Source organism: Kluyvera ascorbata (genome assembly GCF_023195735.1).
Lineage (GTDB): Bacteria > Pseudomonadota > Gammaproteobacteria > Enterobacterales > Enterobacteriaceae > Kluyvera > Kluyvera ascorbata.
In genome coordinates, this window is sequence record NZ_CP096201.1 from 1,194,085 (window position 1) to 1,217,818 (window position 23,734).

General features: G+C 46.9%; 21 protein-coding genes and 2 pseudogenes. 11 read left to right on the top strand and 12 right to left on the bottom strand.

The genetic code is table 11. The annotated features are described in order from the left end of the window. The first annotated feature begins 312 nt into the window (after positions 1–312). The 4 genes from lpxO (at position 313) to MY052_RS05750 (ending at position 2,870) form a co-directional block, all read left to right on the top strand. Positions 313–1,215: a lipid A hydroxylase LpxO gene (gene lpxO / locus MY052_RS05735; protein WP_035894642.1), complete on the top strand. Its 903-nt coding sequence runs from the start codon at positions 313–315 to the stop codon at positions 1,213–1,215. A gap of 224 nt (positions 1,216–1,439) precedes the next feature. Then, on the top strand, positions 1,440–1,772 hold the full coding sequence (locus MY052_RS05740; RefSeq protein WP_035894643.1) for a TehB family protein: 333 nt from the start codon (positions 1,440–1,442) through the stop codon (positions 1,770–1,772). 10 nt (positions 1,773–1,782) lie between these two features. Beyond that, on the top strand, positions 1,783–2,121 hold the full coding sequence (locus MY052_RS05745; protein WP_248538355.1) for a DUF1869 domain-containing protein: 339 nt from the start codon (positions 1,783–1,785) through the stop codon (positions 2,119–2,121). 212 nt (positions 2,122–2,333) lie between these two features. Beyond that, positions 2,334–2,870, top strand: coding sequence for a hypothetical protein (locus MY052_RS05750; protein WP_202217349.1), 537 nt, complete (start codon positions 2,334–2,336; stop codon positions 2,868–2,870). Positions 2,871–3,236: 366 nt separating this feature from the next. Here the strand turns inward: MY052_RS05750 and MY052_RS05755 are convergent, their stop codons facing one another. The 11 genes and pseudogenes from MY052_RS05755 to MY052_RS05805 all read right to left on the bottom strand — a co-directional run bounded on the left by MY052_RS05755 (position 3,237) and on the right by MY052_RS05805 (position 9,413). Beyond that, positions 3,237–3,566: a TA system toxin CbtA family protein gene (locus MY052_RS05755; RefSeq protein ID WP_054626383.1), complete on the bottom strand. Its 330-nt coding sequence runs from the start codon at positions 3,564–3,566 to the stop codon at positions 3,237–3,239. Between the two features lie 20 nt (positions 3,567–3,586). Further along, positions 3,587–3,904, bottom strand: coding sequence for a type IV toxin-antitoxin system YeeU family antitoxin (locus MY052_RS05760; RefSeq protein WP_054626382.1), 318 nt, complete (start codon positions 3,902–3,904; stop codon positions 3,587–3,589). A 17-nt stretch (positions 3,905–3,921) separates the two neighbouring features. Further along, a complete protein-coding gene (locus MY052_RS05765) occupies positions 3,922–4,143 on the bottom strand; it encodes a DUF987 domain-containing protein (RefSeq protein WP_054626381.1) in 222 nt (73 codons plus the stop codon). A gap of 8 nt (positions 4,144–4,151) precedes the next feature. Beyond that, on the bottom strand, positions 4,152–4,628 hold the full coding sequence (locus MY052_RS05770; RefSeq protein WP_054626380.1) for a JAB domain-containing protein: 477 nt from the start codon (positions 4,626–4,628) through the stop codon (positions 4,152–4,154). 15 nt (positions 4,629–4,643) lie between these two features. Beyond that, positions 4,644–5,102 (bottom strand): antirestriction protein, encoded by a 459-nt coding sequence (locus tag MY052_RS05775; RefSeq protein ID WP_049606139.1) that lies wholly within the window; start codon positions 5,100–5,102, stop codon positions 4,644–4,646. Between the two features lie 83 nt (positions 5,103–5,185). Then, positions 5,186–5,425: a DUF905 domain-containing protein gene (locus MY052_RS05780; RefSeq protein ID WP_054626379.1), complete on the bottom strand. Its 240-nt coding sequence runs from the start codon at positions 5,423–5,425 to the stop codon at positions 5,186–5,188. 99 nt (positions 5,426–5,524) lie between these two features. After that, positions 5,525–6,433, bottom strand: coding sequence for an Ivy family c-type lysozyme inhibitor (locus MY052_RS05785; RefSeq protein ID WP_248538356.1), 909 nt, complete (start codon positions 6,431–6,433; stop codon positions 5,525–5,527). Between the two features lie 62 nt (positions 6,434–6,495). Beyond that, positions 6,496–6,669: pseudogene (locus MY052_RS05790) on the bottom strand (DUF4339 domain-containing protein); the annotation flags it as partial. 37 nt (positions 6,670–6,706) lie between these two features. Then, positions 6,707–7,402, bottom strand: coding sequence for a hypothetical protein (locus MY052_RS05795; RefSeq protein WP_054626378.1), 696 nt, complete (start codon positions 7,400–7,402; stop codon positions 6,707–6,709). A 226-nt stretch (positions 7,403–7,628) separates the two neighbouring features. Next, positions 7,629–8,456 (bottom strand): DUF932 domain-containing protein, encoded by an 828-nt coding sequence (locus tag MY052_RS05800; RefSeq protein WP_054626377.1) that lies wholly within the window; start codon positions 8,454–8,456, stop codon positions 7,629–7,631. A 93-nt stretch (positions 8,457–8,549) separates the two neighbouring features. Further along, complete coding sequence (locus MY052_RS05805) at positions 8,550–9,413, bottom strand: GTPase family protein (protein WP_054626376.1); 864 nt, start codon at positions 9,411–9,413, stop codon at positions 8,550–8,552. Between the two features lie 258 nt (positions 9,414–9,671). Here MY052_RS05805 and MY052_RS05810 point away from each other — a divergent pair, with 258 nt between their 5' ends. The 7 genes and pseudogenes from MY052_RS05810 to qatD all read left to right on the top strand — a co-directional run bounded on the left by MY052_RS05810 (position 9,672) and on the right by qatD (position 21,536). Further along, complete coding sequence (locus tag MY052_RS05810; RefSeq protein ID WP_094909260.1) at positions 9,672–14,630, top strand: AAA domain-containing protein; 4,959 nt, start codon at positions 9,672–9,674, stop codon at positions 14,628–14,630. Beyond that, positions 14,630–16,177 (top strand): hypothetical protein, encoded by a 1,548-nt coding sequence (locus tag MY052_RS05815; RefSeq protein WP_054626374.1) that lies wholly within the window; start codon positions 14,630–14,632, stop codon positions 16,175–16,177. Before MY052_RS05810 ends, MY052_RS05815 begins: the two co-directional genes overlap by 1 nt. A gap of 247 nt (positions 16,178–16,424) precedes the next feature. Beyond that, a pseudogene (locus MY052_RS05820) lies at positions 16,425–16,580 on the top strand (IS3 family transposase); the annotation flags it as partial. Positions 16,581–16,797: 217 nt separating this feature from the next. Further along, positions 16,798–18,672 (top strand): KAP family P-loop NTPase fold protein, encoded by a 1,875-nt coding sequence (locus MY052_RS05825; protein ID WP_054626373.1) that lies wholly within the window; start codon positions 16,798–16,800, stop codon positions 18,670–18,672. 4 nt (positions 18,673–18,676) lie between these two features. After that, entirely contained in the window at positions 18,677–19,549 is an 873-nt protein-coding gene (gene qatB / locus MY052_RS05830; protein WP_248538357.1) for a Qat anti-phage system associated protein QatB, read from the top strand. After that, complete coding sequence (qatC, locus tag MY052_RS05835; RefSeq protein ID WP_215412380.1) at positions 19,546–20,802, top strand: Qat anti-phage system QueC-like protein QatC; 1,257 nt, start codon at positions 19,546–19,548, stop codon at positions 20,800–20,802. Before qatB ends, qatC begins: the two co-directional genes overlap by 4 nt. Then, positions 20,802–21,536, top strand: a complete 735-nt coding sequence (qatD, locus tag MY052_RS05840; protein WP_054626370.1) for a Qat anti-phage system TatD family nuclease QatD — start codon at positions 20,802–20,804, stop codon at positions 21,534–21,536. The genes qatC and qatD overlap by 1 nt, the downstream gene beginning before the upstream one ends. 353 nt (positions 21,537–21,889) lie before the next feature. On the opposite strand, the gene MY052_RS05845 is transcribed toward qatD, so the two are convergent. Further along, positions 21,890–23,716, bottom strand: coding sequence for a hypothetical protein (locus MY052_RS05845; RefSeq protein ID WP_103284127.1), 1,827 nt, complete (start codon positions 23,714–23,716; stop codon positions 21,890–21,892). Between the last annotated feature and the right edge of the window lie 18 nt (positions 23,717–23,734).

The window sequence follows — 23,734 nt, forward strand, 5'->3', positions numbered from 1 at the left end:
GTATAAACAAAATGCATCTTTGATTTGGGTCAATTTATGCGGGAGAGAAGCCAGCTGAATGTGATATTGATCACCATAATACTGATAGTAATTAGGTGGTTAATGATGTGAATTTTCGATAAGGAAGGATTATCAACTAATCGGGCGAGGGCAAAGAAAATAGAGGGAGGAGAACACATTAGAGGAATGTTGAATGTTGCTTTTTGGTAATGCGGTTGCTTGATTATGTATTACATTTGTTAATGTTTTGGATTTTTCAGGAAGGATCCCTGTAGGGGACGACCAAACATAACCGAGACCGGGTAAGACAATATGAAATACGTTATTTTACTGCTTATTATCATTTCGGTGCTCTACGTGCATTTTCGCGGCAAAATCCGCTTTCGATTCTGGCGACAGCTCTCCGACCACTCCACTTTTACCGCCCCCTTAAACGGCTTTATGTATCTCTTTTCACGCGTGCCGAATACCCCGTATCTCCGCCCAGAGAACTTCCCGGAGCTGGCGGTGCTGAGGGATAACTGGGAGACCATCCGCGAAGAGGGGATTCATCTGCAAAAAATGGAGCAGATTAAAGCCGCGGAAAAATACAACGACGCTGGCTTTAACTCCTTCTTTAAAACCGGATGGAAGCGCTTTTACCTGAAATGGTATGAAGACGCACACCCTTCGGCCAGTGAGCTCTGCCCAAAAACCACCGAACTGCTGCGCACCATTCCATCGGTTAAAGCGGCGATGTTCGCAACGCTACCCGATGGCAGCCGCCTACCGCGCCACCGTGACCCATACGCGGGTTCACTGCGTTATCATCTTGGCCTTGCAACGCCCAACGACGACCGCTGTTATATCGAGGTCGACGGCGATCGCTATAGCTGGCGCGACGGTGAAGGTGTGCTGTTTGATGAGACCTATATTCACTATGCGGAAAATACCAGCGGTGAGAATCGACTGATCCTGTTCTGCGATATTGAACGCCCAATGCGTTACCGCTGGGCGCAGAAAATTAACCATTGGTTGGGACGTAATCTGATGAGCGCCGCCGTAGCACCCAATGATACCGGAGACCGTATCGGTGGTATTAACCGTAGCTTCCGCTATATCTACCAGATTCGTATTGTGGGTAAGCGATTGAAGAAGTGGAATAAAACGGTGTATTACATTGTGAAATGGACACTATTTATAGGCATTGCGGTGCTGATCTGGCGAGCATTTTAGGTACATCTGATTAATGATTCGTTTTTATCCTATTAATTCTGATAGGGCAGCAAGCCTGCCCTGCGATTATATTTAAAATAATTTAACCCTTATTGAGTATAAATAGGGGTAGGTGCTGTTGAGATTAAAAAGTAATACCCTCGGTGATTAAAAGGGGTATATGATATGCATCATATTTTCCCATTCCAGACTACGCGCATCGGCGTGGAAAGAGAGGCAGAATCATGCAGCGAATCATTATCCCCACTCATTATGTTCATACCCGCACCACGCCGCTGTGGACCAAAGAAACCGCACCGGCGTCTATCTGGAAACGCCACCTTGATGCCGGTACGCGACAGGGGGTATTCCCTCGCCTGGCGGTGATGCAGGGGGCGATTCGCTACTATGGTTATGCCGATGAGACCAGCCCGGACCCGGTTGAAACCATGACGATTGAAGCCGGCCAGTTTGGCGTTTTTCCGGCGGAGAAATGGCACCGTATTGAAGCATTAAGCGACGACACCGTATTTAATGTTGATTTCTATGTCGATCCTAAGATTTTGATAGAAGGATGAAATGGGCACTATGAATAGTGAAAATAAAGGTTATTCCTTAGCGGTTATTAACGGTAATAACAAAGCGAAACAGGAAAAGGTTTATCTAAAACCGATGGCGCTTTATGTTCCTGATATTGCCGTACAGGCTGTCGCTGAGCTTATTTCTCCACTTTCTCCTGATAATTCCCAGGGTAAAGGCTTCCTGCTGACCGTCACCAATAATAATAACGGTGTGTCGGTGGATAAAGAGTTTGCTGAATTGAGCGAGTTGCAGGACCCGACCGTGGCCGCTGATGCGGTGAAAGATCTGGTGAACATTGTTCGCGGGTATGAGTCGGACGAAGAGACTAACGTCTGCGGTTGGTAGTACAGCTATTCCTTTCTTAGCATTGCATTACAGTTAGCAGGTATCCTGGACGGGTTTACAAGGTTATCTGCTGCTGTCCCCCCACGATCGCTTCCTGAATTTGCGCTTTTTAACCCCCTATTATTTGGAGCTAACGTTGCAAATGATTAGGCAACCTATTTCGTTGTGGATATGCTAAATGGCGAATTAAAAGATATAACATTCAGGAGGTTATGGTGCGTCATTTTTATTCTGGGATAGTTGTTGGTCTGGCATTACTGGCATCGGCATGTGCGCCGGGGCCTTTAGGTACAAAGCGTTACGATCCGTACACCGGGCAGGATGCAGCTGTTGTCTACACTCAGCTCAATGACCAACATCAAGGATTGGTTTACTTTCAGCGTTTTGCCAAAGAAGGTGATTGCTATAAAGATCAGGAGCTTATTTATATCAGCAATAACCTTATGGCAGGCAAAGTTCACCGCTTTTATGAAAGCCGAATTCGTCCCAACCAGTATTGGGCCCTCTATGTGATGGATAACTCAAGCGGCCGTCAAATCGTCACGCAAACCGCGTTTATTCCTGAAGCCGGAAAACATTATGTTGCCATACCTTACCAGGGCGTAGTGGAAGTGCCGCTGGATCTGAAGTTATCGGGTAGCGACAACTTAGATAAAATTTATGAACAATATAAAGATAAACCGGCTAAGCCGTGGAATGTGCGTAGTGGGGTGTGTAAGTTCTGGTTTGCGAAATTGATGGGGGCGTAGGTTTTTGCTTTGCTGGCGGCGAGTCTGCTTGCGGGTGTACTTCTGTTTGAACGTTTCAGACTTTGATATATCGCAGGATAAAATAGCAGACACAAAAAAGCCCGCTAGGCGGGCTTTTAGGACTTCGTCTCAGGCTCTGGTGACCATCAACAAAGAATTTTGGTGGGCTGGCGGAGTCTGAATTGGTTGTGTAACCAGTTGTTTTATAATACTTAACTTTCAATTCAATTTTCAATTTGGTCCCATTGTTGGTCCTAAAAGAAAATGTCAGGTTTTTTTGGCAGGGGAGGGGAGGTTATAGCAGGAGCCTCTTCGTTGGTGAGATTAGCATTTTGCTTTCCTTTAGTCTGCTCTGTATTTAAGCGTTTATTTCACGTTATTTTTTAGCAAGCCGGTAGAGCGCCTTGCTCGCAGAATATCCACTACGGAAATATACGGGGTTTGTTCTTGCCACGAAAATCCATTCCTGTCGATACGAACCAGTTCGTATTTTTCCACCAGAAAGTTGACTGCATCGGCCAGGGTGATCCCGGCATCAATATGTTCCTTAATAACAGTTTCATCACTGAATGGCGTGTCGTTCAGTGTCAGGCCATAGTGCGTTTCCAGCAGGCGTGTCAGTAACATTTGCCAGACGGCCACGGGCGGCAGACATAGCTTCGCCGCCTGCGGAGTTGTTGCAGGTAAAGTTTTCATGTTTGCTCTCGTGAAATTTGTTAGCGCTGAGTGGGATAAACGGCGACGTATACGTAGCCGCAACTGCCAAGGGTATCGGCTTCGCAGGTGAAACCGTTGTGATACAGGATGACGCAGTGGGCATGGCAAGGGTTCATTTCACCGGTGGTCAGCATCAATTCCATCTGACTGATAAAATGCGGAAATGCCACATCCAGCTTAAGACATTCGGCGTCACTGATCTTACCGGTGATACTGGCCCGATCAGCCAGATAATGCAGCCGGTTCCCCTCCTGCACCAGACGGGCTCCCAGGTGTGGCGTGATATTTCGCTGCAGACCCCATGTGATTTTGCTCATTGATAACCTCTTTATTGTCAGTTCAGGGTGATACTCATCAGGCAGGCATACGGTCCGTTGCGGTCCTGGCGGCGTTCGGCGTATACCGCCAGCACACCGGGAATATCCGGAATTTCCCTGCCGGTGTAATGGCAGACGCTGCCATGCCACTGGTATTTGCCGGTGCAGTAGCGAAAGATTCGGGACTCAGGATGCTGGCGGTATATCGTCATTGCCCGGCGTTTACTGATAATTTTCATTTAATACCTCACAGCAGACCGTGTTCTGCGAACGAATAGATTTGCCTGCCACCGACAATCAGATGGTCGGGGACACGGATATCCACCATCTGAAGTACCTGAATCAGCCGCTGCGTGAGGGCTTTGTCAGCCTGGCTGGGCGTCGTCTCGCCGGAAGGATGGTTATGCGCCAGTATTACCGCCGCCGCGTTGAAATACAGGGCGCGCTTGACCACCTCCCGGGGATGCACCTCGGTGCGGTTAATCGTGCCGCTAAAGAGCGTCTCATGGGCAATAAGCTGATTCTGGTTGTCCAGATACAACACCCGGAACTCTTCCCGCTCAAGTGCGGCCATATGCAGTCGCAGCCATTCACGGACAGCATGTGTGGAGGTGAAGGCCACCCCGGGCTCATGCAAATGCCTGTCTAGAACCCTGAGAGCACGCTGGATGAGACGCCGGTCCTGTGGCGTTATCTCGCCGGGTAAAAAGGAAAGCTGTTTCATTTGTTGTTCCTCCGGTCAGTCGATGATACGCAGAATGGCGTGGGCTTCAGGATGTTGGAGGGCATAGTCCCGCAGGCGATAATAGTGCTCCGTCATGGCATCGCATTCGGTGCGACAGGCGTGATGGCTGTATTCGATCAGGCAGACAGCAATGCCTGCGGCTTCCGCGCTCATTTCAGCACCATTGCCATTCATGCTGTTGAACAGATGCCATTTATCGTCATCCTCAGCATCGGGTGCCATAAACGCCCCGCCATTGCTGAGTGTGTAAAACGACCAGATACCGCCGCTGTACTTGTCACAGAAGCGGTCCATCCAGACAAAAATTCGTGGCTCCAGCGTTATCCACTGCGGAATGGAGCTGAAGTGCTGTGGCCAGAAGTTGATACGCTGTTCGTCGGGTACCAGCGTGGCACTGAGGGTGAACTGCGGTTCGTTAGCGGGAACAAACTCGTGCTGTGTCTGTGTTGTCATAGGGTTTCTCCGTCAATAAAAAACGCCAGCGGCGATGGCTGGCGTATGAGGTGGGGTAATCAGGGTCTGAAAAATGACTGCAGTCAGTCGGTGGATAATGCTCTGCAAATGCCATCCTGCCCGATATACCGGTTGAGGGCCGTACCGGCATCCGGTTCAAAGTTCCACGCCCGCCAGACCATCCGGCCTTCGGGGTCGCGAACCACCAGACGGAAGTGACTGTCCTGGTCGTCTTCAATGGCGATGTTGTGATATCGGCGGGTAATCGCTTCGGCCTGCTGTCGGATGAAAGGTCCCGGTGGTAACCATTTAGGTTCAGACATTCGGTGTACCTTAAAAGCAAAATCCCCTGTCGCAAAAGCGACAGGGGACTGAAAGAGAGGAAGGAAAAATAGGGTATGTTTCGTGTCGTAACGATAACACTACTGCTTAGCAGCTTGTTTTGCTTTTTCCCAGGATGGTCGGTTCGGGCCGGAAAACTCTTTCATGTCTGACCAGTAACCGATAGGGTACTGGATAACAGTTTCATCACCGACGCCGATGTCAACAGACAGATATTGACCACCTTTAATGGAGCCTTTGCGCACCCAAGCATTTGGACTACAGGTTCCAGTATCTCGCTGTTGCCAGGAACGGTCATCCCTGTCAATGATGTAAAAATCACCTAATGAACACCCACTTGCAGATTTGTGATTTAACACGGCGGCCACGTGTTTGGTATTACCAACAATCACACAACTGTTATGTTTACCGCCGCACATGTTCCACAGAGTGTCACCGTTACCCCCGGTAAATTCCCAGATGGTATTCGCTGGTGGTGCATCATTGGACGTGGTAGTGACGGTTGGCGTGTGTGTTGGTTCCGCAGTCCCATTGACTAATGCACGTAATACTTTCAGCTCACCATCACTTGGGGTGTTAACCCATTGCCCATCTTTACCGTTGCTGTAGAAGCCCACGAAGTTATGGAGGTCAGGCTGGTACAAGAATGTCAGATTGTGGTTACCACAGTTACCGTCTTCACACATAAAACCTTTCAGGTAGACTTTACCGTCAATTTTTACTGGTTCCATCGGACCCGCTGGACCATTCATCTCGTCGAGCATCGCCGGTAAACCATTCTGATTCATGGTCTCATCAAACGACTTTTTGTACGCTGGGTCGGTTTTGTACAGGTCGAAAGGATATGGGCAGGTATTGTTTTCTGACTGACAGTTCTTGGCTTCTACCGCCGTTTTGGCGGTTGCCTGGACTACAGTCGGGGCCATCAGTGCCACAGACAATGCCAACCAACTCCATTTCACATTTGCAGAGAAAGATTTTCTTTTCATTATAAGACTCCTTATAAAGCCCCTGATGCGTCAGGGGCTGTGGGCGTATGCTCGCGTATGGCGCTCTGAAGTAGCACCGAAGCTAGTGGGGTGGCGGAGACCGGTTGCCACTCCGTCATTCCCTGTCGCCAAACCAGAGTGGCGGCAGTCAGTTCACCGTGAACAATCAGGCCGGTGATGTCGTCTTCGGTCACATTGTCGTGACGTACGCCATTTATCTCGTAATGCCATGTCATTGTTTTTCCTTGTTAACAGAGGTCATTAAACCAAAGCTCATCCCGATCCCCCGTTATCGGCAGCCTGTGACAAAACTTCACGGATACAGCTGAAGTGAGGAAGTGCCCGGATAAAGCCTGCCTGAGTGGTTAACAGGCTGAGTCGTTTTCGAGGGGTAAAAGTGGTGTTCAGGATTGTCACTGCATGGATGGTCGCCAGAGGATGCACGGTTATATGCCCGTTAAGTTCACCGGTGAGGTACCAGCAGCCGTCGAGAAATATCAGACGGTACGGGGCCAGTCCGTCACAACGTTCACCGTCCGCGAGCAGCAATACACGCTGGCTGCCGGTGATGGCGCTGACCAGTCGATAAAATACCAGCGGGCTGGTGGTCGTTATCGGCTGTGGTGACTGCCACACCAGGCAAGGGGTTCCATCCGATGCCAGCAGTGCGCCCGCCAGACGCCGGTCCAGCCCCGGAAAGATATCGGCCAGCCCGGCCCGGTATGCAAAAGTCAGCACATCCAGTTCACCCTGCGGACCTGCACCGGTCCGCAGGCGATAGCATCCCTGATGACATTCGAGGTCCAGGTACATCAGTCGTTCGCGAAAATCCCGGTACAGGGTACGGACCGACACATCAAACTCGGTCGCCAGTTTTTGCATCTCTAACGTTTCACCCGCCACAAGACGGCTGATAATCAGCGACAGCCTGACCGCCAGCCTGTCGTAGCGGCGCTCTGTCAGTGGCATGGAGGCTCCTCCGCATGGTTAACTGACTGAAAGAAATAAGATTCTAAAGGAGAGGGTTGACAGGATATGTCCACGACGGGAATTAATTTGGGAAGCGCATGAAGCCCGTGATTATCAGACCTGCGCGGATTTCTGATGATTTAACCGGCAAGTTCTGTGCACCCGAAATGACAGGGTGTGTCATTTATTCACATTTTAATAACCATGCCAGAGGTAAAATGTGAACTCACGCAGGCCGGAAACCACTGAGCATGGCTTCCGCCATCACCCACAGTGCCCGGTTAAGCTTCACATCTCCGTCAATGCCGCGCACGGCACGGGTATGCGTTCGCACGCCTTTTACACTACGTCCGCTAAGCCCGCCTTTTATCAGGTTCTCCTGAATACGCTGGTAGGTGGTCCACAGGTCATTACTCTCATCCTGCCAGCGGCGTGGGGAAAGTATTTGTGACGGGGCAACCGGCTGGTGGTCCTCACCAAAGCGGTACGTCAGCGCGGCCTGTGCCAGAGCCTGCTGAGCAGGTGGCGGCAGCATCAGCGACTGCATGGCATCTCGCTTTTCTTCCACACGGTCAAAAATCCCCAGCACTTCATACGCCCCTTCAATCACCTGACTCACCACATCTCCTTTGTGCGGCACCCGCACCTCACCAAAAGACTCACCGCAGACGAGCCCGTTCTGGCACACTGCACGGAATAATCCCGGCAGCATCTGATACGAACTTGTGCCGTCATGCGAGTTGAGCAGAATGATTTCCGGGACCTGTTTACCGGTAATCTGTCCCTCCCGACGCAAACGCAACATATGCTTTGTATGCTCCCGACGACCAGGGTCACGTACCCGGGTCTGACAGGCAAAGAATGGCTGAAAGCCTTCGCGCTGCAGGCTGTCCAGCAGGGAGATGGTCGGAATATAGGTATAACGTTCACTGCGGGATTCGTGTTTATCCTCGCTGAACACGCTGGGCACCACACGAAACAGCTCTTCACGGGTTAACGGACGATCACGACGAATAAGGTTTGCTGCGCCAAAGCGCGAAGCCAGACGGGTCATAAGCAGACTCCTCATGATGGAAAATAAAGACAAAAAAGCCCTGCCGCTCAAATGGCGACAGGGCTCAGGAAACGACGGATTAAGAAGCAATATTCAGAAGAAGAAATTCCAGACGGCACGGGCAACCGACACCACTGTGCCGCGCACGGCCTGAATGACGGCCCGCATCGGGGCGGGAATAAGGGGCAAAGCACTGATGGTATCAAGTACTGCACCTACGGTTTCACCGAAATCGTCACGGGCCTGCTCCCGGACTACCGTTGTGCGAAAGGGATGCTGCAGTTGCGACACCACCGGGCTGCTGGCCTCACGCGGCAGGCAACGGATCATGCGCTCTGCCATCACCCGTAGTCCCCACTGTAGACGGACCGACACAGCACACACCGGATGCACGGGCTGGAACAGCTCATGCAACAGGCAGATTTTGCGGCTGATGTTTTGCTTCTGCTCTGTGGATAATCGTTCTCCTCCGCTGGTGGGTTCAGCTTTGTCTGACTGGCTGATAACAAACAGCACCTTATGCCGGTATGCCTCACCAATCACTTGCCGGTAAAAATGCTCATCCACCGCCAGAGCCCGATCATCAGCCTTAATCAGCCACAGTACTAGGTCGAGCCGGGGTAGCTGTTCGCGGTACAGCGCAGCATACTCAGTATCGCGTGCACCACTTTCCCCCACGCCGGGAAGGTCCACCAGCGTCATATAGCGCTCACCGACTTGCAGACGAAAGCGCAGAGGTTCACGTGTACAGGCCGCCACATCGCTGACCGGCGACACTTCACCGGCAAACAGGGCATTGCACAGCGACGATTTTCCCGCCCCTGTTTTCCCCATAATGCCGATAACTGGCTCGTAGTTTGTGAGCTGACGAATTTGCTGCATGACCCGTTCTGAGGCCCATTCTGGTAAGCCCTTAAGTGAGCCCTGCAAGGACTGCAACCCTCCCAGATTATTCATGATATCTCCTGAAACAAAGAAAACAAAAACGGCGAATCCTTATGGATTCGCCGTTATAGTGATATGTTCAAGATGATGATATATATTTGAAAAGTTTTGGAATGCGTTCTCATTGCGAACGGTATAAAATTTCTGGCGTTCCCTTTCATAATTACATTTTTTAGGATCAGGCAGGCACAATCTATGCAATGTCTGAGATAACTACATCCATTTTTACTTGACTACCACCAACAAAAATATAGTGGTGCAGGAGAAAACGTGAAGTATCAGATAGTAGGTGGTGCAGGCCTGCACCGCAGCGAAACCAAAACAGTTGATATGATGGTTAAGCAGTTACCAGATAGTTGGTTTGGCTATGCTGGCTTGGTTGTTACTGATAGCCAAGGATCGATGGAAATCGATACGCTAATTATTACTGCTGACCGGCTGCTATTAGTCGAGCTTAAAGAGTGGAATGGTAACATCACATACGAAGGGGGTAAGTGGCTGCAAAATGGTAAGCCACGAGGCAAAAGTCCCTATCAGATCAAGCGTGAGCATGCACTGCGACTAAAAGATTTGTTGCAGGAAGAGCTATCTCGTAAGTTGGGTTACTTTTTGCATGTTGAGGCTCATGTAGTGCTGTGTGGCACTGCAGGTCCTGAGAACTTGCCATCAAGTGAGAGTCGCTATGTTCATACCCGTGATGAATTCTTGACTATAGGCAACCCCAAAAATTACGAAAAGCTGGTGCAGGACACTAACTTTTCTCATCTTTTTGAGGGGGGAAAGCCTCGGCCAAATTCAGATGAGGCATTACCGATCATTAAGTCCTTCTTTGAAGGCCCAAAAGTCAGGCCTTTACCACTTAAAGAAAGCGGTTATCTTGCGAACGATAAGCCATTCTTTAGTCACCCTCACATGGTCTACAACGAATTCAGGGCTACCCACAAAGACAATAGTCAACACAGAGGTCTGCTGCGTCAGTGGAACTTTGATGCCCTGGGTGTGGCAAATGCAATGCAAACATTATGGTCTGAGATAGCGCTGCGTGAGACTCGAGTCGGTCGCTTGGTTCGTCATGGCAGTGCAACTATGCAGGATTATATGTTGCGTGCGGTAAGGGAATTATCCGAGGAGGATATAACTGATGATGCCCGTGAGCTGTATGAATTACGCCGTAGTTTTAGCCGATTGGATGAGATACTAGATAGCGAAGCTGACGGATGGAGTAAGTCTGATCGTATTGATCGCGTTCGTGCATTATTGGCTCCATTCTCTGAATTACATAGCCTAGGTATCGGCCATTGTGATATTGACCCGCACAATCTATGGTACGCAGGGGATCAAAAGAGCATTGTCGTTACTGGTTTTGGCGCAGCCTCGCTGGAGGGACATAATAGCCTAGAGGCATTACGTCCGACATTGCAAAGTGCTCCATATACTCTGCCCGAAGATGCTTTTGAAGAAGCAGTTGAGCCCTATCGCCTAGATGTATTCATGTTGGCTGTAATTGCTTATCGTATTTGTTTTGCAGGCGAATCGTTACTGACTCCTGGACAGATGCCTGAATGGCGAGCTCCATTAACTGATCCTTTTAGCGGCATTTTAAATAGCTGGTTTGAACAAGCTCTTAACCTTGAGCCAAGTAAACGCTTTCCACGTGCGGACATAATGCTCAATGAGTTTAATGCGGCTACTAAGGAACATAGCCAAGAATTTGATGAAGCTAACCAGATTTATCAAGAGTTAAAGCAAAACAAATTCTTTCGCGAAGGGATGAACAGCGTTGGTGTGTTAATTGAGTTTCCTCCGCTTCCTGAACAGTTGCCTATGGTTTACCCTGCGCTTGCTGCCATTGCTACGACTGGCAGCATCAGTTATCACTGTGAACAAGGTGGGAAAGCCCTGCAGGTAAAATTGTGGGATGGCGTGATTTTGAATCCTCAGCAACCTGGTGTTAACCGCCGTATCCACGCTTTTAAGCAGCGAATCGATAAGCTTACGCATATAAATCTGCCAACTCCTAAGGTGCGTTCCTGTGGACTATTAGGACAAGGCGGCTTGTATGTAGTGAGCGAGTATGTGGATGGTCTACCGTGGTCACAGTTTATTGCTGAGAACGTTTTAGAACAATCCCAACGTTTCACAATTGCGGAGACGTTGATCAACACCATTCATGCTTTTCATGAAAAACAGTTACCTCATGGAGATCTTTGCCCAGAGAAACTGCTGGTACAAGTCGGGGAGCAGACAGCAATTACTCTGATTGGATTGCTTGAATTCAGTGATGAATTAACTGCAGATAATCGCTACCAGCCAGATAATCCTGAAAGTACTGATGCTTTTGGGCGAGATTGCTTTGCAGTATATCGTATGGTGGAGGAGCTATTTAGTGAAGATATGCCAGTACCGGTGCAAGCTGAGTTAGAACGTGCAAAGCAAACCGTTGACGGTATACCTATCGCGCTCGATCCTTTGCTGCAGTCACTTCGAGCACCGGAACAAGCTGAGATTAAGCAAGTTGTGGAGTCTGAGTCACAGGATAATGTAATTCCTGTTTGCTGGGGCGCAGATGATTGGCCGCAAGAAGTGAAGCTTCTAGAACAAAATGATGGGATCTATCATTTTCACTGTAACTGGTCAGCTAACCCACGCTTTGCGCATGAATTGCGTTGTAACATCACTGGCCTAGGTGAGCGGCTATTGGTAGACCTGGATCCTGATAATCGCACTATTAATAGAATAGTGTATAAAAAAGGATTATCGATCGAAGAAAGTATAAAGGCTGGTAAATATTCCCAAGCTAAAATTAATACTCAACTTTCATTACAGCGTGGCTCACTTAATCAGCGCAATACTTTTATTGAACTACTGTTTAATCTCGAGCCAGTAATTGACGCCATCATTGAGCGGGCTAATCCTAATCAAGAGATGGATGAAGATGACTTCGATAGTAGTGAGTCAAGTCCAGTTGAGTTGTGGCAGGCATTGTCTGACACAGAAGTAGACCTACGAGATATAGTCAACATCGATTCAACTGACTTTCAGGAATCACCAAGTGGTTGCTTACTCTACCCATATACTACGGAATCCGGTGCTGACCTCAGCTTTGAACTTGATGATAAGATCATTGTTTATATTAAAGATAAGCGTGAATCAGTGCAGTTAGGGGAGTTGCGACTAAGTGAGACTACGCCGAATCTATTGGCTATTCGCTTTGATTTCGATGCTGCTCGTAAGCGAATTAGTAGCGGCAGCCAGCTACAATTGGAGTCGATCCGTGACAAATCATCAAGAGAGTTGCGTCAAAGAGCCCTTCAACGAGTAATTGAAAACAAAGCAGAGATCCAGCATCTGCCACAGTATTTTGATTACCACCAGAAACCCTGCATGCAGCAAATGCAACCGCGGCCATCCGCGGAGACATTACGCGAGCTTTATGATCAGCCTGGACAACGTTTTAATGAACAGCAGCTCATGGCGTTTCAACAGTTGGTCGAGTTGGGACCTGTTGGAGTTCTGCAGGGACCGCCAGGAACAGGTAAAACAACCTTTATTTCAAAATTTATTCACTATCTGTATCAACATTGCGGTGTGAATAATATTCTTCTGGTCGGCCAATCCCATGCGTCTGTTGATAATGTTGCCATCAAGGCTAGAGAGCTCTGCCATACAAAAGGAATGGAACTGGATACAGTACGTATTGGTAATGAACTTATGATTGATGAGGGTATGCTAAGTGTTGCAACTAAAGCTCTTCAGCGACAGATTCAGCATAAATTTCACCGTGAATATGACCTGCGAGTTAGCTCCCTAGGAAAGCGTCTAGGGATGGCTCCATTATTAGTCAAACAGTTATGTCAGTTACATCGTACGCTGAATCCCTTGATGGTGACATATGGCCAATATAGCCGTGAGCTGGATAAAGTAGAACAGACAAAGAGCAGTAGTATTAGTCATCAAGAGCGACTGACTGAATTATTAGAACAAAGCAATCAGCTTAAACTGCGAACACAAGAAATTATTAACTCAATATTCGATGACAGCTTGCTGAAAACTCTCGTCTATGATGAGACCTTGATAAGACAGTTGGCTGAGCAAATTGCCATACAATGCAGTTATAACAATCCAGAGAACCTTGAACGTTTTCTGCAGCTATTGGAAATGAGCCAAGAGTGGATGGATGTATTACGCGGCGGCGAGGCTGGGTTTGATCGATTTATGTTCAAAAGTAAGCGATTGGTTTGCGGAACTCTTGTTGGTGTTGGGAATCGTCGACTAGAGCTAGCTGAGTCTAGTTTTGATTGGGTAATAGTTGATGAGGCTGGCCGAGCACAAGCTGCTGAATTGATGGTAGCGCTGCAATCAGGCAAGCGAGTGTTGCTGGTAGGGGATCATAAACAATTGCCACCATTCTATCATCAACAGCATCTTAAGTTAGCCTCTAAGAAGTTAGAACTCGGGAAAGGGATCTTTTACGAGTCTGATTTTGAACGCGCTTTTAAAGCAACAGACGGCGTAACACTCGATACTCAATATCGAATGGTAGAACCAATTGGCGAGTTAGTATCGGAGTGCTTTTACGCTCAAGATATCGGTAAACTGCATTCATCGAGGAAAGTCTCGCCAGATTGGTATTCCCAGTTACCAAGTCCTTGGAACAAAACTGTTACTTGGATCGATAGTTCGAGCCCTAATGAAGCAGGTGCAGAAGAGCATAAGGGTAATGGCCGTTACTATAATCAACGAGAAGTCCGGCTACTGTTAGAGGCTTTGCAGTCATTGTCGAGCGATGACTGCATTGCACAGCTTGAGCAAACTATTACCACAGAGCAGCCATATCCTATTGGTATAATCACAATGTATCGTCAGCAAAAAGAGGAAATTGACAATGCTATCAGTCGGGCTGAATGGGCTGCATCGTTACGTGGTTTGATTAAGATCGATACCGTTGATTCATATCAGGGCCAGGAGAACAAGATAATTATCCTCAGTCTGGTTCGCGATAACCCCAACAAACTACAAGGTTTCCTGCGCGATGCGCCGCGAATAAACGTTGCTATTTCGCGAGCTCAAGAAAGGTTATTGATTCTGGGAGCTAGGCGTATGTGGTCAAAGACCAATAATGATTCAGCACTTGGAAACGTTCATGAATTTATTAGTAAACAGGTTGCCGTAGATGAACCCAACTACCAAATCCTGTGTGGTCAAAGTCTGCTTGGAGATAACAACTAATGTCAGAACCACGTCTGGGTAATCTGATTACCGTTTTACTACCTGCGCGTAGTTACAAGATCAACTGCGCTTTGACCACTGAAAAACTGATGCCTGGAATTGAACAGTTTGCATGTCGCTTGCTGCTGATTTTTGATCAGCTCTATCCCAGCGAGTTACAGAATTACTTTGGTCTAACCGATCGTGAGCGAGAGGTATTGCTTGATGGCTTGCTGGCTAACAGACTGATCAACATTAACCCTGATGGGCATATTGAGGCTAGCTCATTCCTACGTAAGCATGCAGCTAGTAATGGTGGGAAGCCAAGTTTAGTTAAGTATCAAGAACGTACAGAGGAAGTGGCATTCGATCTATTAACTCTTTCGATATGTAAACCGCAACCGAATCGTCGTTTTACTTCTGGACTGCCAGAGCTATTGCCTCGGCATCAGATCGGGGGAGATGCTGCTGCGGTAACAGAGGCTTTTAGCTCCCAGTTTCGCCACCATCTTTTGCTCAGCCGCAACAGCGAGTATGAGCGTCAAAGGACTAGATTATATAAGATAATGGGCTGTAGTTCGCATGAAATGGTGCAGCTCCCAATAGAGATAGAGGTTAGCTACGATGCTTCTGCTGGTAGCATTGAGCCGCAGAAATTTACTCGCTCCTATGAATATTTAGGTAACACCCGACTGCCGCTTTCAAACGAGCTGGAGGCTCATATCGCAGATTTTTTGGGAGAACATAAACTAGATGAATTTGGTATCGACTGTGAAGATTTCTGTAAACTAGCAAATGATAAAGTGTTGTTACAATTTGCTAATGGTTATAAGTTCGACTATTCCGGCTGGATAGAGGCTCGCGAACAACGGAAAACTGGCTACGGTACTTCATTGACTACCGGCATGTTAGGGGCTGTTTATTTGCCGCACAACTCTAAGCTGTTCATTAGTATGTTGCATAATGCATTACGTGATTATGTGGGTAAAACAGCTCCAAAAGCGCTGTGGTATAGCAGTAAAGTACCACTGTGGGGAGCTAATGGCAGTCAACTTTCGCGTTTTAATCGCGATCTAGGCGATATACTTGGTAATTATGCCGATGATAAGATTGCCCGCATTTCGCTTTTACACCCAAGCGCTGATGAAGGTGAGAAACGTCAAGAACGTAAGCGACACTTAGGTCGTTTTCCTACCGGTATTGGCCTTACTTCAGAGGCTAAGTTTGATCGTTTGGAGATCCTCTTAATTCCTGATGTGATTGCTTTGGTGCAATACCACGGTCAACCTAATTCTGATAGTGCATTAACCCTGCCGATTGGTTATATAACCGTTGAGCCAGAGCGTTTAGAATTACTTAAAAACCTAATGATTAAGCGAATTGAAGGGGTTGTTGCAACCATCAATTGGTCTGAATCAAAACTTGAAAATTTAACTTCGCTATTACCTGTTGAGTTTCTGATTAAACTGAATAAGAAAAGTGGTGAAGATGTGGATGCTGCAATACAAAAAATGCAAATTGCTAACCGTGCTGAAACCGCACGGGCAATTTTATCGCTGCGCAAGTAGCATTTATATTGCAGCGAATAAATTTTTCTAGGTTGCTATGAACTAGCTAAAGGACAAAAAATAGGTGAGCGGCGTTATTCATGTCAAATGAGATAATGCTAAATTGATAGGAATTTATACCCCTCCGACCATTTTGAATGGTCGGAGTTAATTATGCTTTTTTTTAAATAAATTGAGCTTTCGGTTTGACCTGCCCCCGGTGTAAGCATACCTGTTTTAGTTCCACGCACTTTTTGAGATTTCCGGGTTCCTGATGATATGCAGGCAGGGTAACGCTTGGAACCATAAGCGTGTTCACTGGATTTACTGTCTGCAGAAACTGAGTTTTCGTCGAAAAGGAAAGCAACGTCTGCCAAGCCGTAGCCCGGCACCACTGGCTACGCCAGAAGCGCTTAACCAGAGTGAGGTAATCCCCCCGTAGAAGGCCATGGAAGTCACTCTAAAATTTATGTTTGTAATGAATTTGAGTTCGACAGCAATTATCTACCTTATCCTAATAAAAACCTTGCAAATAGAAAGGGAACTTGCCCATATACTATAAATTCGGTAGCAGGTGTCGGGTCGAAGAACTTTCTGAGATTAGTAAACAGTTGTTTTGAAGAAAAATAATTGGGGACGTTATGTGGCATGACAATGAGACAACCGTTGATTACGTTAATTTTCGCCTAGTAGCAAAAGCATGTGCGGAGCTCATTCAAGATACCGGTGGGGAGCCAATCTCGATTGGGATCTCGGGAGGCTGGGGCGCAGGAAAATCGTCACTTGTACGGATGATCGCATCTGAGTTATCGCTGGAACAGACTGTCGGAGTGGGAATTGCCTCTGAGGAACGACCAAAACATGTAGTGATAACTTTCAATCCATGGCTTTACCAAGGCTTTGAGGATGCACGTACCGCGCTGCTACAGACGGTTGGAGATGCAGTACTTGAGGCTGTAGTCGCTCAGAATAGTGGACTTTTAGGTAAGGCAAAATCCCTCGTCAAGCGCATTAATTTTCTACGGTTGGCTCAACTTGGTGGAGAAGTTGCAGCCACTTTGATCACAGGGGTTCCGGTCGGTCTTATTGGAAAAGTTGTCGAGGCTGGAAAAGGTGCATTGCAGAATGAATCACTTAATGAAGGCATCGCAGTCGCCAAAGATGCATCAGATGCTACCAAAGGACTCTTGAACGAAGCTAAACCCGTTTCGCTGCCAAAAGAAATACAATCCTTTCGGGAAGCCTTGGAAGAGCTACTCGTCGAGCTGAATATCACGTTGGTAGTCTTTGTCGATGACCTTGATCGATGCCTACCTAAGACTGCTATTTCAACGCTCGAGGCTATTCGGTTGCTACTGTTTCTGCGTCGAAGTGCATTCGTCATTGCCGCGGACGATGTGTTTATTCGTGGAGCCGTCCGTGTCCACTTTGCTGGTACTGGTTTGGATGACGATATCGCAACTAATTATTTCGACAAGTTAATTCAAGTTCCATTGCGAGTACCAAGACTGGGCGCTAACGAGACTAAAGCATATACCGCGTTGCTATTTTTGGAACGTGCTCACCGCAGCGGACAGCTGAAAACCGAGAGTTTTGAGAAAGCTAAACTCAGCGTAGAAGCTCGACTACGAGAAACTTGGACGGGAAAAACCGTTGATCTTGCATTCCTCGAAACGCTGGTGGAAAAGGAGGATGCTGAGTTGCTCGACCTAATGGGGCTAGCTGAGAGGTTGGCTCCATTACTTTTTAGTGCAAGTACAGTCCAGGCCAACCCACGACTGATTAAGCGATTTCTTAATACCGTGTTTTTGCGTAAGACATTAGCTAAACCACAAGGCATTGATGTGGATGTACAAATTCTGGCTAAGTGGCATTTGCTCGAGCGGTGTGACGAAGCTACGGCGAATGCATTGGCAGAAAAGGTTTCGGCCGAAAACGAAGGCAGAGTCAGCATTCTTCATGACGCAGAGATGGCAGCTAAAGACCCGGATAATACGCTCCCCACCCTATTTGGAGATAAAGAGTTTGTTCGTGAGTGGCTGCAGCTTAAACCTCTGCTTGGTGATATGGATATGCGACCAATATTGCACCTCAGTAGAGATAGCACCGTTAGGGATTTTGGTGCCGATGATCTGAACGTAGCAGGTAAAGCATTACGTGATGCGTTGGTGGCAGCCCGAAATTCGAACGAAGCATTAAAACAGCAAATAATGGATGCTGGTGAACTGCAGTCTGGTCTTGCCATGGCTCGCGCCTGGGAAATTCGGCGACCAAACCGTTTATGGCAAAAGGCCGAAGAGGTCTTGATGCTTATCGAGGTGTCTCATATTCACCCAAGTACCGGGGCTCGAGCCGCTGCACTCATTAGTCAGGCACCTATTTCTCAGCTCGCCCCAGGCTTGGTTTCAGCTTTGACAGAGTGTAGCTGGGCGAAAGATGTTTTATCTAAGTGGGAACGGGACGAACAGATTCCGAAACCTGTTAAACGTGCAATTGAAAACGCAAGGAAGAAATAAATAAATGGGTACCTCGACCTCAAGCGCAGGAGCCGGTTCTGGCGCATCATTTGATCCACCATGGCTAGATGATGCTGAAACTGGCATTGACTCTAGCCAGGCAGACAAACCTATATCACCAAATCCAGCTCCCGAAGATGGCTCTGATGGTGCAAATGACAGTGACTCGGAGAATGACAACACTACACCGCAGCATGTAGAAAGTCCGGCGGCAGCGCCAGCGGGTCGTTATCAGGAAGCACGAAGGGCTCTCACGGGTTTCGTGCAATCTGGTAGTGGATCTGATTTACGGCGAGGTATTTCGAGTTTCATTAAAAAAGGTATGGGCGGCGCAGTAAAAGCGGCGAGTCGTATGCGCACCGGCGCTATAGCTTCTGCTTCATTAGGGGGCTTTCTGGCAACAGCCCGAGATGGGACCGACCCTGATATCGATGCGTGGGTTGCTTCGGTAAAACAGAGAAATCTATCTGCCCATGATACTGCACTAGAAGTTGTACAAAAGCTGCTGCCCACGGGTGGAAGTATTGACGAAGAGTCAGCCAAGCATGCAATGAATCAGGCCATCTCTCATCTTTATGAAGTAGATCCCACTGCTGATATCTTCAATCTTGCGGATGACCAGATTGCCAATGTAATGGCATTCACAGTGGCGTACGATGTTTACAACCGGGTTCAACTTGAACTCGGAAGGGTTTTTGAAAAGCTAAAATATGTACCCAGCGTCATACAACAGCGATTAGCACAAGTACTTGACTACATTATGGTTGTTGTTAACAAATCGATGGGAAAGGTACGTTCTGGCAGTACTTCACATTCCATGCGAGAAATTGCGACTTCGGCGTTACAAGACGCCCTTACGGTGTTCTCTGAATCATGAAAATTCTTTGCTCAAGTATCAATTCGCTACCCCAAAATGTGCCAGTAGGCACTCGTGCATTCACCTTCCTAGAGGCATCATCACGACCCGGCATTGGACGTATTGCCTCTGGTTGGCTGCGTAAGCTAGAAAGTGCTGGCTATGCCCCATCGATCCCAGTGTGGGATTTCATGCTTTTTTGTTTTGCTGTTTATGCCTCAGATGTTGCTGTTCTTCGCAAAAATAGTGCTGATGGTTGGACTCGCCAAATTGAGCTCGATATTACACTTAATGATCCAGTTCCTTGGGAAGCAAATAAAGCTATTGCAGAGGAAATGCTTCGAGTTCTTTCTGGTGACTTTTGGACGCTGCACTTCCTGCCTGGCGGCCCAACACCACCAAAAGGCAATCACAGAGAGTGCGACCGAGATTGTGTGTCACTACTTTCTGGAGGCCTTGATAGCCTGATAGGTGGTATAGATGCAACAGCAGCAGGGCGTAAACCAATTTTTGTGTCACAACTTGCTTTTGAAGATTCTGCTCGGCAAGTTGCCTATGCTGATGCACTAGGTGGAGGCGACTGGCATCAACAGTGGAGTCATAAAGTCGTTTTTAGTGGTAAAAAAGAAACATCGACCAGAGCTCGCTCAATGGCGTTCTATGGTCTTGCTGTGCTCGCTACATCATTGTTAGCGGTCAAAAGAGCCGAAATATTGGTACCAGAAAATGGATTCATAAGTATCAATCCTCCATTGCTTCCGGGAAGGATGGCTAGCCTCAGCACAAGAACAACACATCCACAGTTCATGACTTTCCTTCAAAAATTACTTGATGCCGTTGGCGTCAATGCTCAATTGTGTATGCCCTATCGGTTCATGACGAAGGGAGAGATGTTGGCACAGTGTGCAGATCAAACACTGCTAGCAAGATTTGCATGTGATTCGACAAGTTGTGGTCGTTTCCGTACCTACAACCGAACACACTGCGGTCGATGCGTGCCATGTATGGTTCGTAAAGCTGCGATTCAGCGTTGGGGTATTTCTGATACGACAAGATATAAATTCACCAATCTGTCGTTGGCAGGAAAAGCAAATGCTGACGATCCAATGGCAGTGGCTTGTGCTGTACTCGCCGCCGAAAAAAAAGGGATTGATGCCTTCCTAGGGGCCACACTAGCCTTTGCGTCAGCTGCGGATCGCCCTCATTATCGTCACGTTGCTGAACAGGGTTTAGCTGAGTTAGCTGCCTTGCTTCGAAGGGACGGTATAATTTGATGGATTTCCACTGCCACTTAGATCTTTATCCGAATGCCAAGAAAGTCTACATCGAAGCATTGCAGCGAACCGAATTTGTATGGCTGGTTACAACTAGCCCAAGAGCATACGCTGCAACTTCGAAAGTTCTGGCTACCACTCAGAAATGTTTCATTTCCCCAGGCCTACACCCTGAGATAGCAGATAAAAAACATAGCGAATTGGAAATGTTGCTATCACAAATGGAGGATTGCACTGGTATTGGCGAAATTGGTCTGGATGGTTCATCACGGTGCAGGCCGTACTTTGAACTTCAAAAGAATATATTTAAAGCCATTGTTGAAAAGTGTGTAGGACTAGGTGGGCGAGTTCTCAGCATTCATTCTCGGGCTGCAGCCAAGGAAGTTTTAGATATTCTTGATGTGAATCCTGGGTTTGGCACAGCGGTTCTTCACTGGTTTACCGATTCACCTTCCGTCCTTCGAAGAGCAGCCGATGCCGGCTGTTGGTTCAGTGTTGGACCAACAATGATGGAGTCTGCTAATGGACGTAAGCTGGCAGCACTGATGCCACGTGATCGAGTGGTCCCAGAGAGCGATGGACCATTTGCGAAAATGCGTGGTGCGCATGTAATGCCATGGGAGGCTAATACTGTAACAATTAAATTAGCTGAGATATGGAATATATCGCAAGATGAAACATCGTTTTTGCTGAGATCGAATGGCTTACTTCTAATGAAACGTTTAGGGCTCTAATTTTTTAGCATTACACTGAGTGTGGCTTCTTGACCTGAACAAAAGCATCATACTACGTCGGAAGTGGACGGATATAATTCTATTGAAACAAAGAAAAGCAATTGAAGAGACTCATCAGACGTTTGGGTATTTCCAGCATATCTTGCTGGATATGCCAGCTTACCCAGGTACTGTTAGAAATACAGAACGTTAAACCGATGAAGTGTTTTGAATTGCCGATAGTGGGAGCAACTCGTCTTCTCCTGAATGAGTAATCTAATGTGTATTAGCTTAGGCCAAAAGTGTGTATCTTGCTTCCTAGCAACTGCTACAGCTGCTACACGTAGCAGCTGTAGCAGGGGAGTCATAAAGCATCATTTGCTTTTTCGGACTGCGCCAGCGCTTTTCTGCTGACGTCTGGTCGTTTTTCCCTTCTTCTTAAATTCCCCCTCTCTACGTATTTCTGATGCAATCCTCAAAGCCTCACATATCTTTCCCCGAAGACGTCTTGGCTTTTCTGTTACTCCGGAAAATATCCTGATGTGTCCTAGTTCTTCTCCTGGGCATCTCAAATAACTAATAAAAACATTGATGCTACTCAGGAAATTATAAAGTGTGCATTTATCAAGTACGCCAACCAGGTTTTCATTCAATTCACGAGTTGTTAGTGTTTTATTTTTCACTATAAGCCCGGCTAGTTCATTACTGTCAATGCTATCACCTGTTTCGCGAATAAGGATATTTAATTTACCCAGCGCACATTCTATTTCATCAAGAATCCCGAATATAGCTTGTGGACACTCATCAGATAGTGAATCTTCAGATGAATAACTTACCTTTCTTATCAGGTGGTTATACATTTTTATTGCACGCATGATCGTCATGTTATCTGCGCATAATACAAGATTACTATCAGTTTCTCCCTGAGTTACAGCAATAAGTTCGGTAACAGCACCTTGATTGCTCAAGGTGCTGTTTATCACGGACAGTAATGTTTTGTTTCTTATTTTTTTTCTTTCCAGTTTCACTTTTAATGCCAGTTTGATAACTGAAAAGGCTGAGGGCAGGTAACCAATCGGTAAGGTAGTTAATGGGATTTTGTTTATAAGTCGGAATGCTTCATCTGTTTTATCCTGACTGAGAAAAATGATGACTTGCAAAAGTTGGAAGTAGGGTATTAGTACATCTGAGTTAGATGCGGATTTGAAACAAGATGCTATTTCGGCTAAATCCCATTTAGAATATTTGGTGTTATTCCTAGTGTTAAAAATAAGCCATTTTAATTCGTGTACATAACGATACGGTTTTTCCTCTATAGTTACCGAAACGGGCCGGATAGCCATATTATAAAATGGAAGAGTAATGTAATGTAACAGTTTTTCGTCATACCCCTTAGAGTAGATATATCGACACAAAATACCATAACTATTGTTATAATTAATGCCATTGTTCACTGTGTGTCGGTAATGCATGGATACCGCGGTGACTGCTGAGGTCTTGCGTTCGAATGCAAGCAGCACGTTAAGCGACAGATAAGCCCTTTCAATTTTATTTAAATTTAGTGAGTTGACTTTTATGTTCTTTTCAGGAATGTAGCTTTCATTATACTCTGAACGGCAATCTTCTATTACTCTCTTTATAGTCGCTTCCTTCTGTCCACTACTTGCTTTAATATTATTAATGAAATTAATAAGTGATGTCAGATGATCCGTGTAGTGAAAATCAAGTGTGCGAATATATTCCCGTAGATATTCTTTCACTCCTGCATAAATCTTTCTTTTATCAGCTCTTTCGTGTGGGCAGTGTGTGCTGATCAAAAAACGATGAATATGGTAATAGAAATGCATTTCATCATCGGGGGGAAGAGAATTATAGACGTCTAATGCTACTATGGGAGGCAATGCGACCTGAAGGTAGCGCTTTGTGATTTGGCGATTATCTAGATGAGAAAAGACCGGAATATGCATTAGCGCGTTATATAGTTGCTCGTATTTGTAAAAAACTTCGCGTCTTTCTTCGAGGCTGAAGACTTCATTGCTGTCAATTATTCTTATTACATCGTTATAGCCTTGATCAAAAAAATTCTGATGAAAGGAAAAACTGCTGTTTCCACGCACTTCACGCCGTTCGTCATCCTTTTCAAACAGGCCAAAGCACTGGTAAAGACGATACATCATATCAGCAAAAGCATGAGTCCCCACGTTCCCTCCGGTTGGTTT

Bases quoted from the DNA above. Each gene is read 5' to 3' on its own strand.
- lpxO (WP_035894642.1), top strand. From the start codon at position 313: ATGAAATACGTTATTTTACTGCTTATTATCATTTCGGTGCTCTACGTG.
- MY052_RS05740 (WP_035894643.1), top strand. From the start codon at position 1,440: ATGCAGCGAATCATTATCCCCACTCATTATGTTCATACCCGCACCACG.
- MY052_RS05745 (WP_248538355.1), top strand. From the start codon at position 1,783: ATGAATAGTGAAAATAAAGGTTATTCCTTAGCGGTTATTAACGGTAAT.
- MY052_RS05750 (WP_202217349.1), top strand. From the start codon at position 2,334: ATGGTGCGTCATTTTTATTCTGGGATAGTTGTTGGTCTGGCATTACTG.
- MY052_RS05755 (WP_054626383.1), bottom strand. From the start codon at position 3,566: ATGAAAACTTTACCTGCAACAACTCCGCAGGCGGCGAAGCTATGTCTG.
- MY052_RS05760 (WP_054626382.1), bottom strand. From the start codon at position 3,904: ATGAGCAAAATCACATGGGGTCTGCAGCGAAATATCACGCCACACCTG.
- MY052_RS05765 (WP_054626381.1), bottom strand. From the start codon at position 4,143: ATGAAAATTATCAGTAAACGCCGGGCAATGACGATATACCGCCAGCAT.
- MY052_RS05770 (WP_054626380.1), bottom strand. From the start codon at position 4,628: ATGAAACAGCTTTCCTTTTTACCCGGCGAGATAACGCCACAGGACCGG.
- MY052_RS05775 (WP_049606139.1), bottom strand. From the start codon at position 5,102: ATGACAACACAGACACAGCACGAGTTTGTTCCCGCTAACGAACCGCAG.
- MY052_RS05780 (WP_054626379.1), bottom strand. From the start codon at position 5,425: ATGTCTGAACCTAAATGGTTACCACCGGGACCTTTCATCCGACAGCAG.
- MY052_RS05785 (WP_248538356.1), bottom strand. From the start codon at position 6,433: ATGAAAAGAAAATCTTTCTCTGCAAATGTGAAATGGAGTTGGTTGGCA.
- MY052_RS05795 (WP_054626378.1), bottom strand. From the start codon at position 7,402: ATGCCACTGACAGAGCGCCGCTACGACAGGCTGGCGGTCAGGCTGTCG.
- MY052_RS05800 (WP_054626377.1), bottom strand. From the start codon at position 8,456: ATGACCCGTCTGGCTTCGCGCTTTGGCGCAGCAAACCTTATTCGTCGT.
- MY052_RS05805 (WP_054626376.1), bottom strand. From the start codon at position 9,413: ATGAATAATCTGGGAGGGTTGCAGTCCTTGCAGGGCTCACTTAAGGGC.
- MY052_RS05815 (WP_054626374.1), top strand. From the start codon at position 14,630: ATGTCAGAACCACGTCTGGGTAATCTGATTACCGTTTTACTACCTGCG.
- MY052_RS05825 (WP_054626373.1), top strand. From the start codon at position 16,798: ATGTGGCATGACAATGAGACAACCGTTGATTACGTTAATTTTCGCCTA.
- qatB (WP_248538357.1), top strand. From the start codon at position 18,677: ATGGGTACCTCGACCTCAAGCGCAGGAGCCGGTTCTGGCGCATCATTT.
- qatC (WP_215412380.1), top strand. From the start codon at position 19,546: ATGAAAATTCTTTGCTCAAGTATCAATTCGCTACCCCAAAATGTGCCA.
- qatD (WP_054626370.1), top strand. From the start codon at position 20,802: ATGGATTTCCACTGCCACTTAGATCTTTATCCGAATGCCAAGAAAGTC.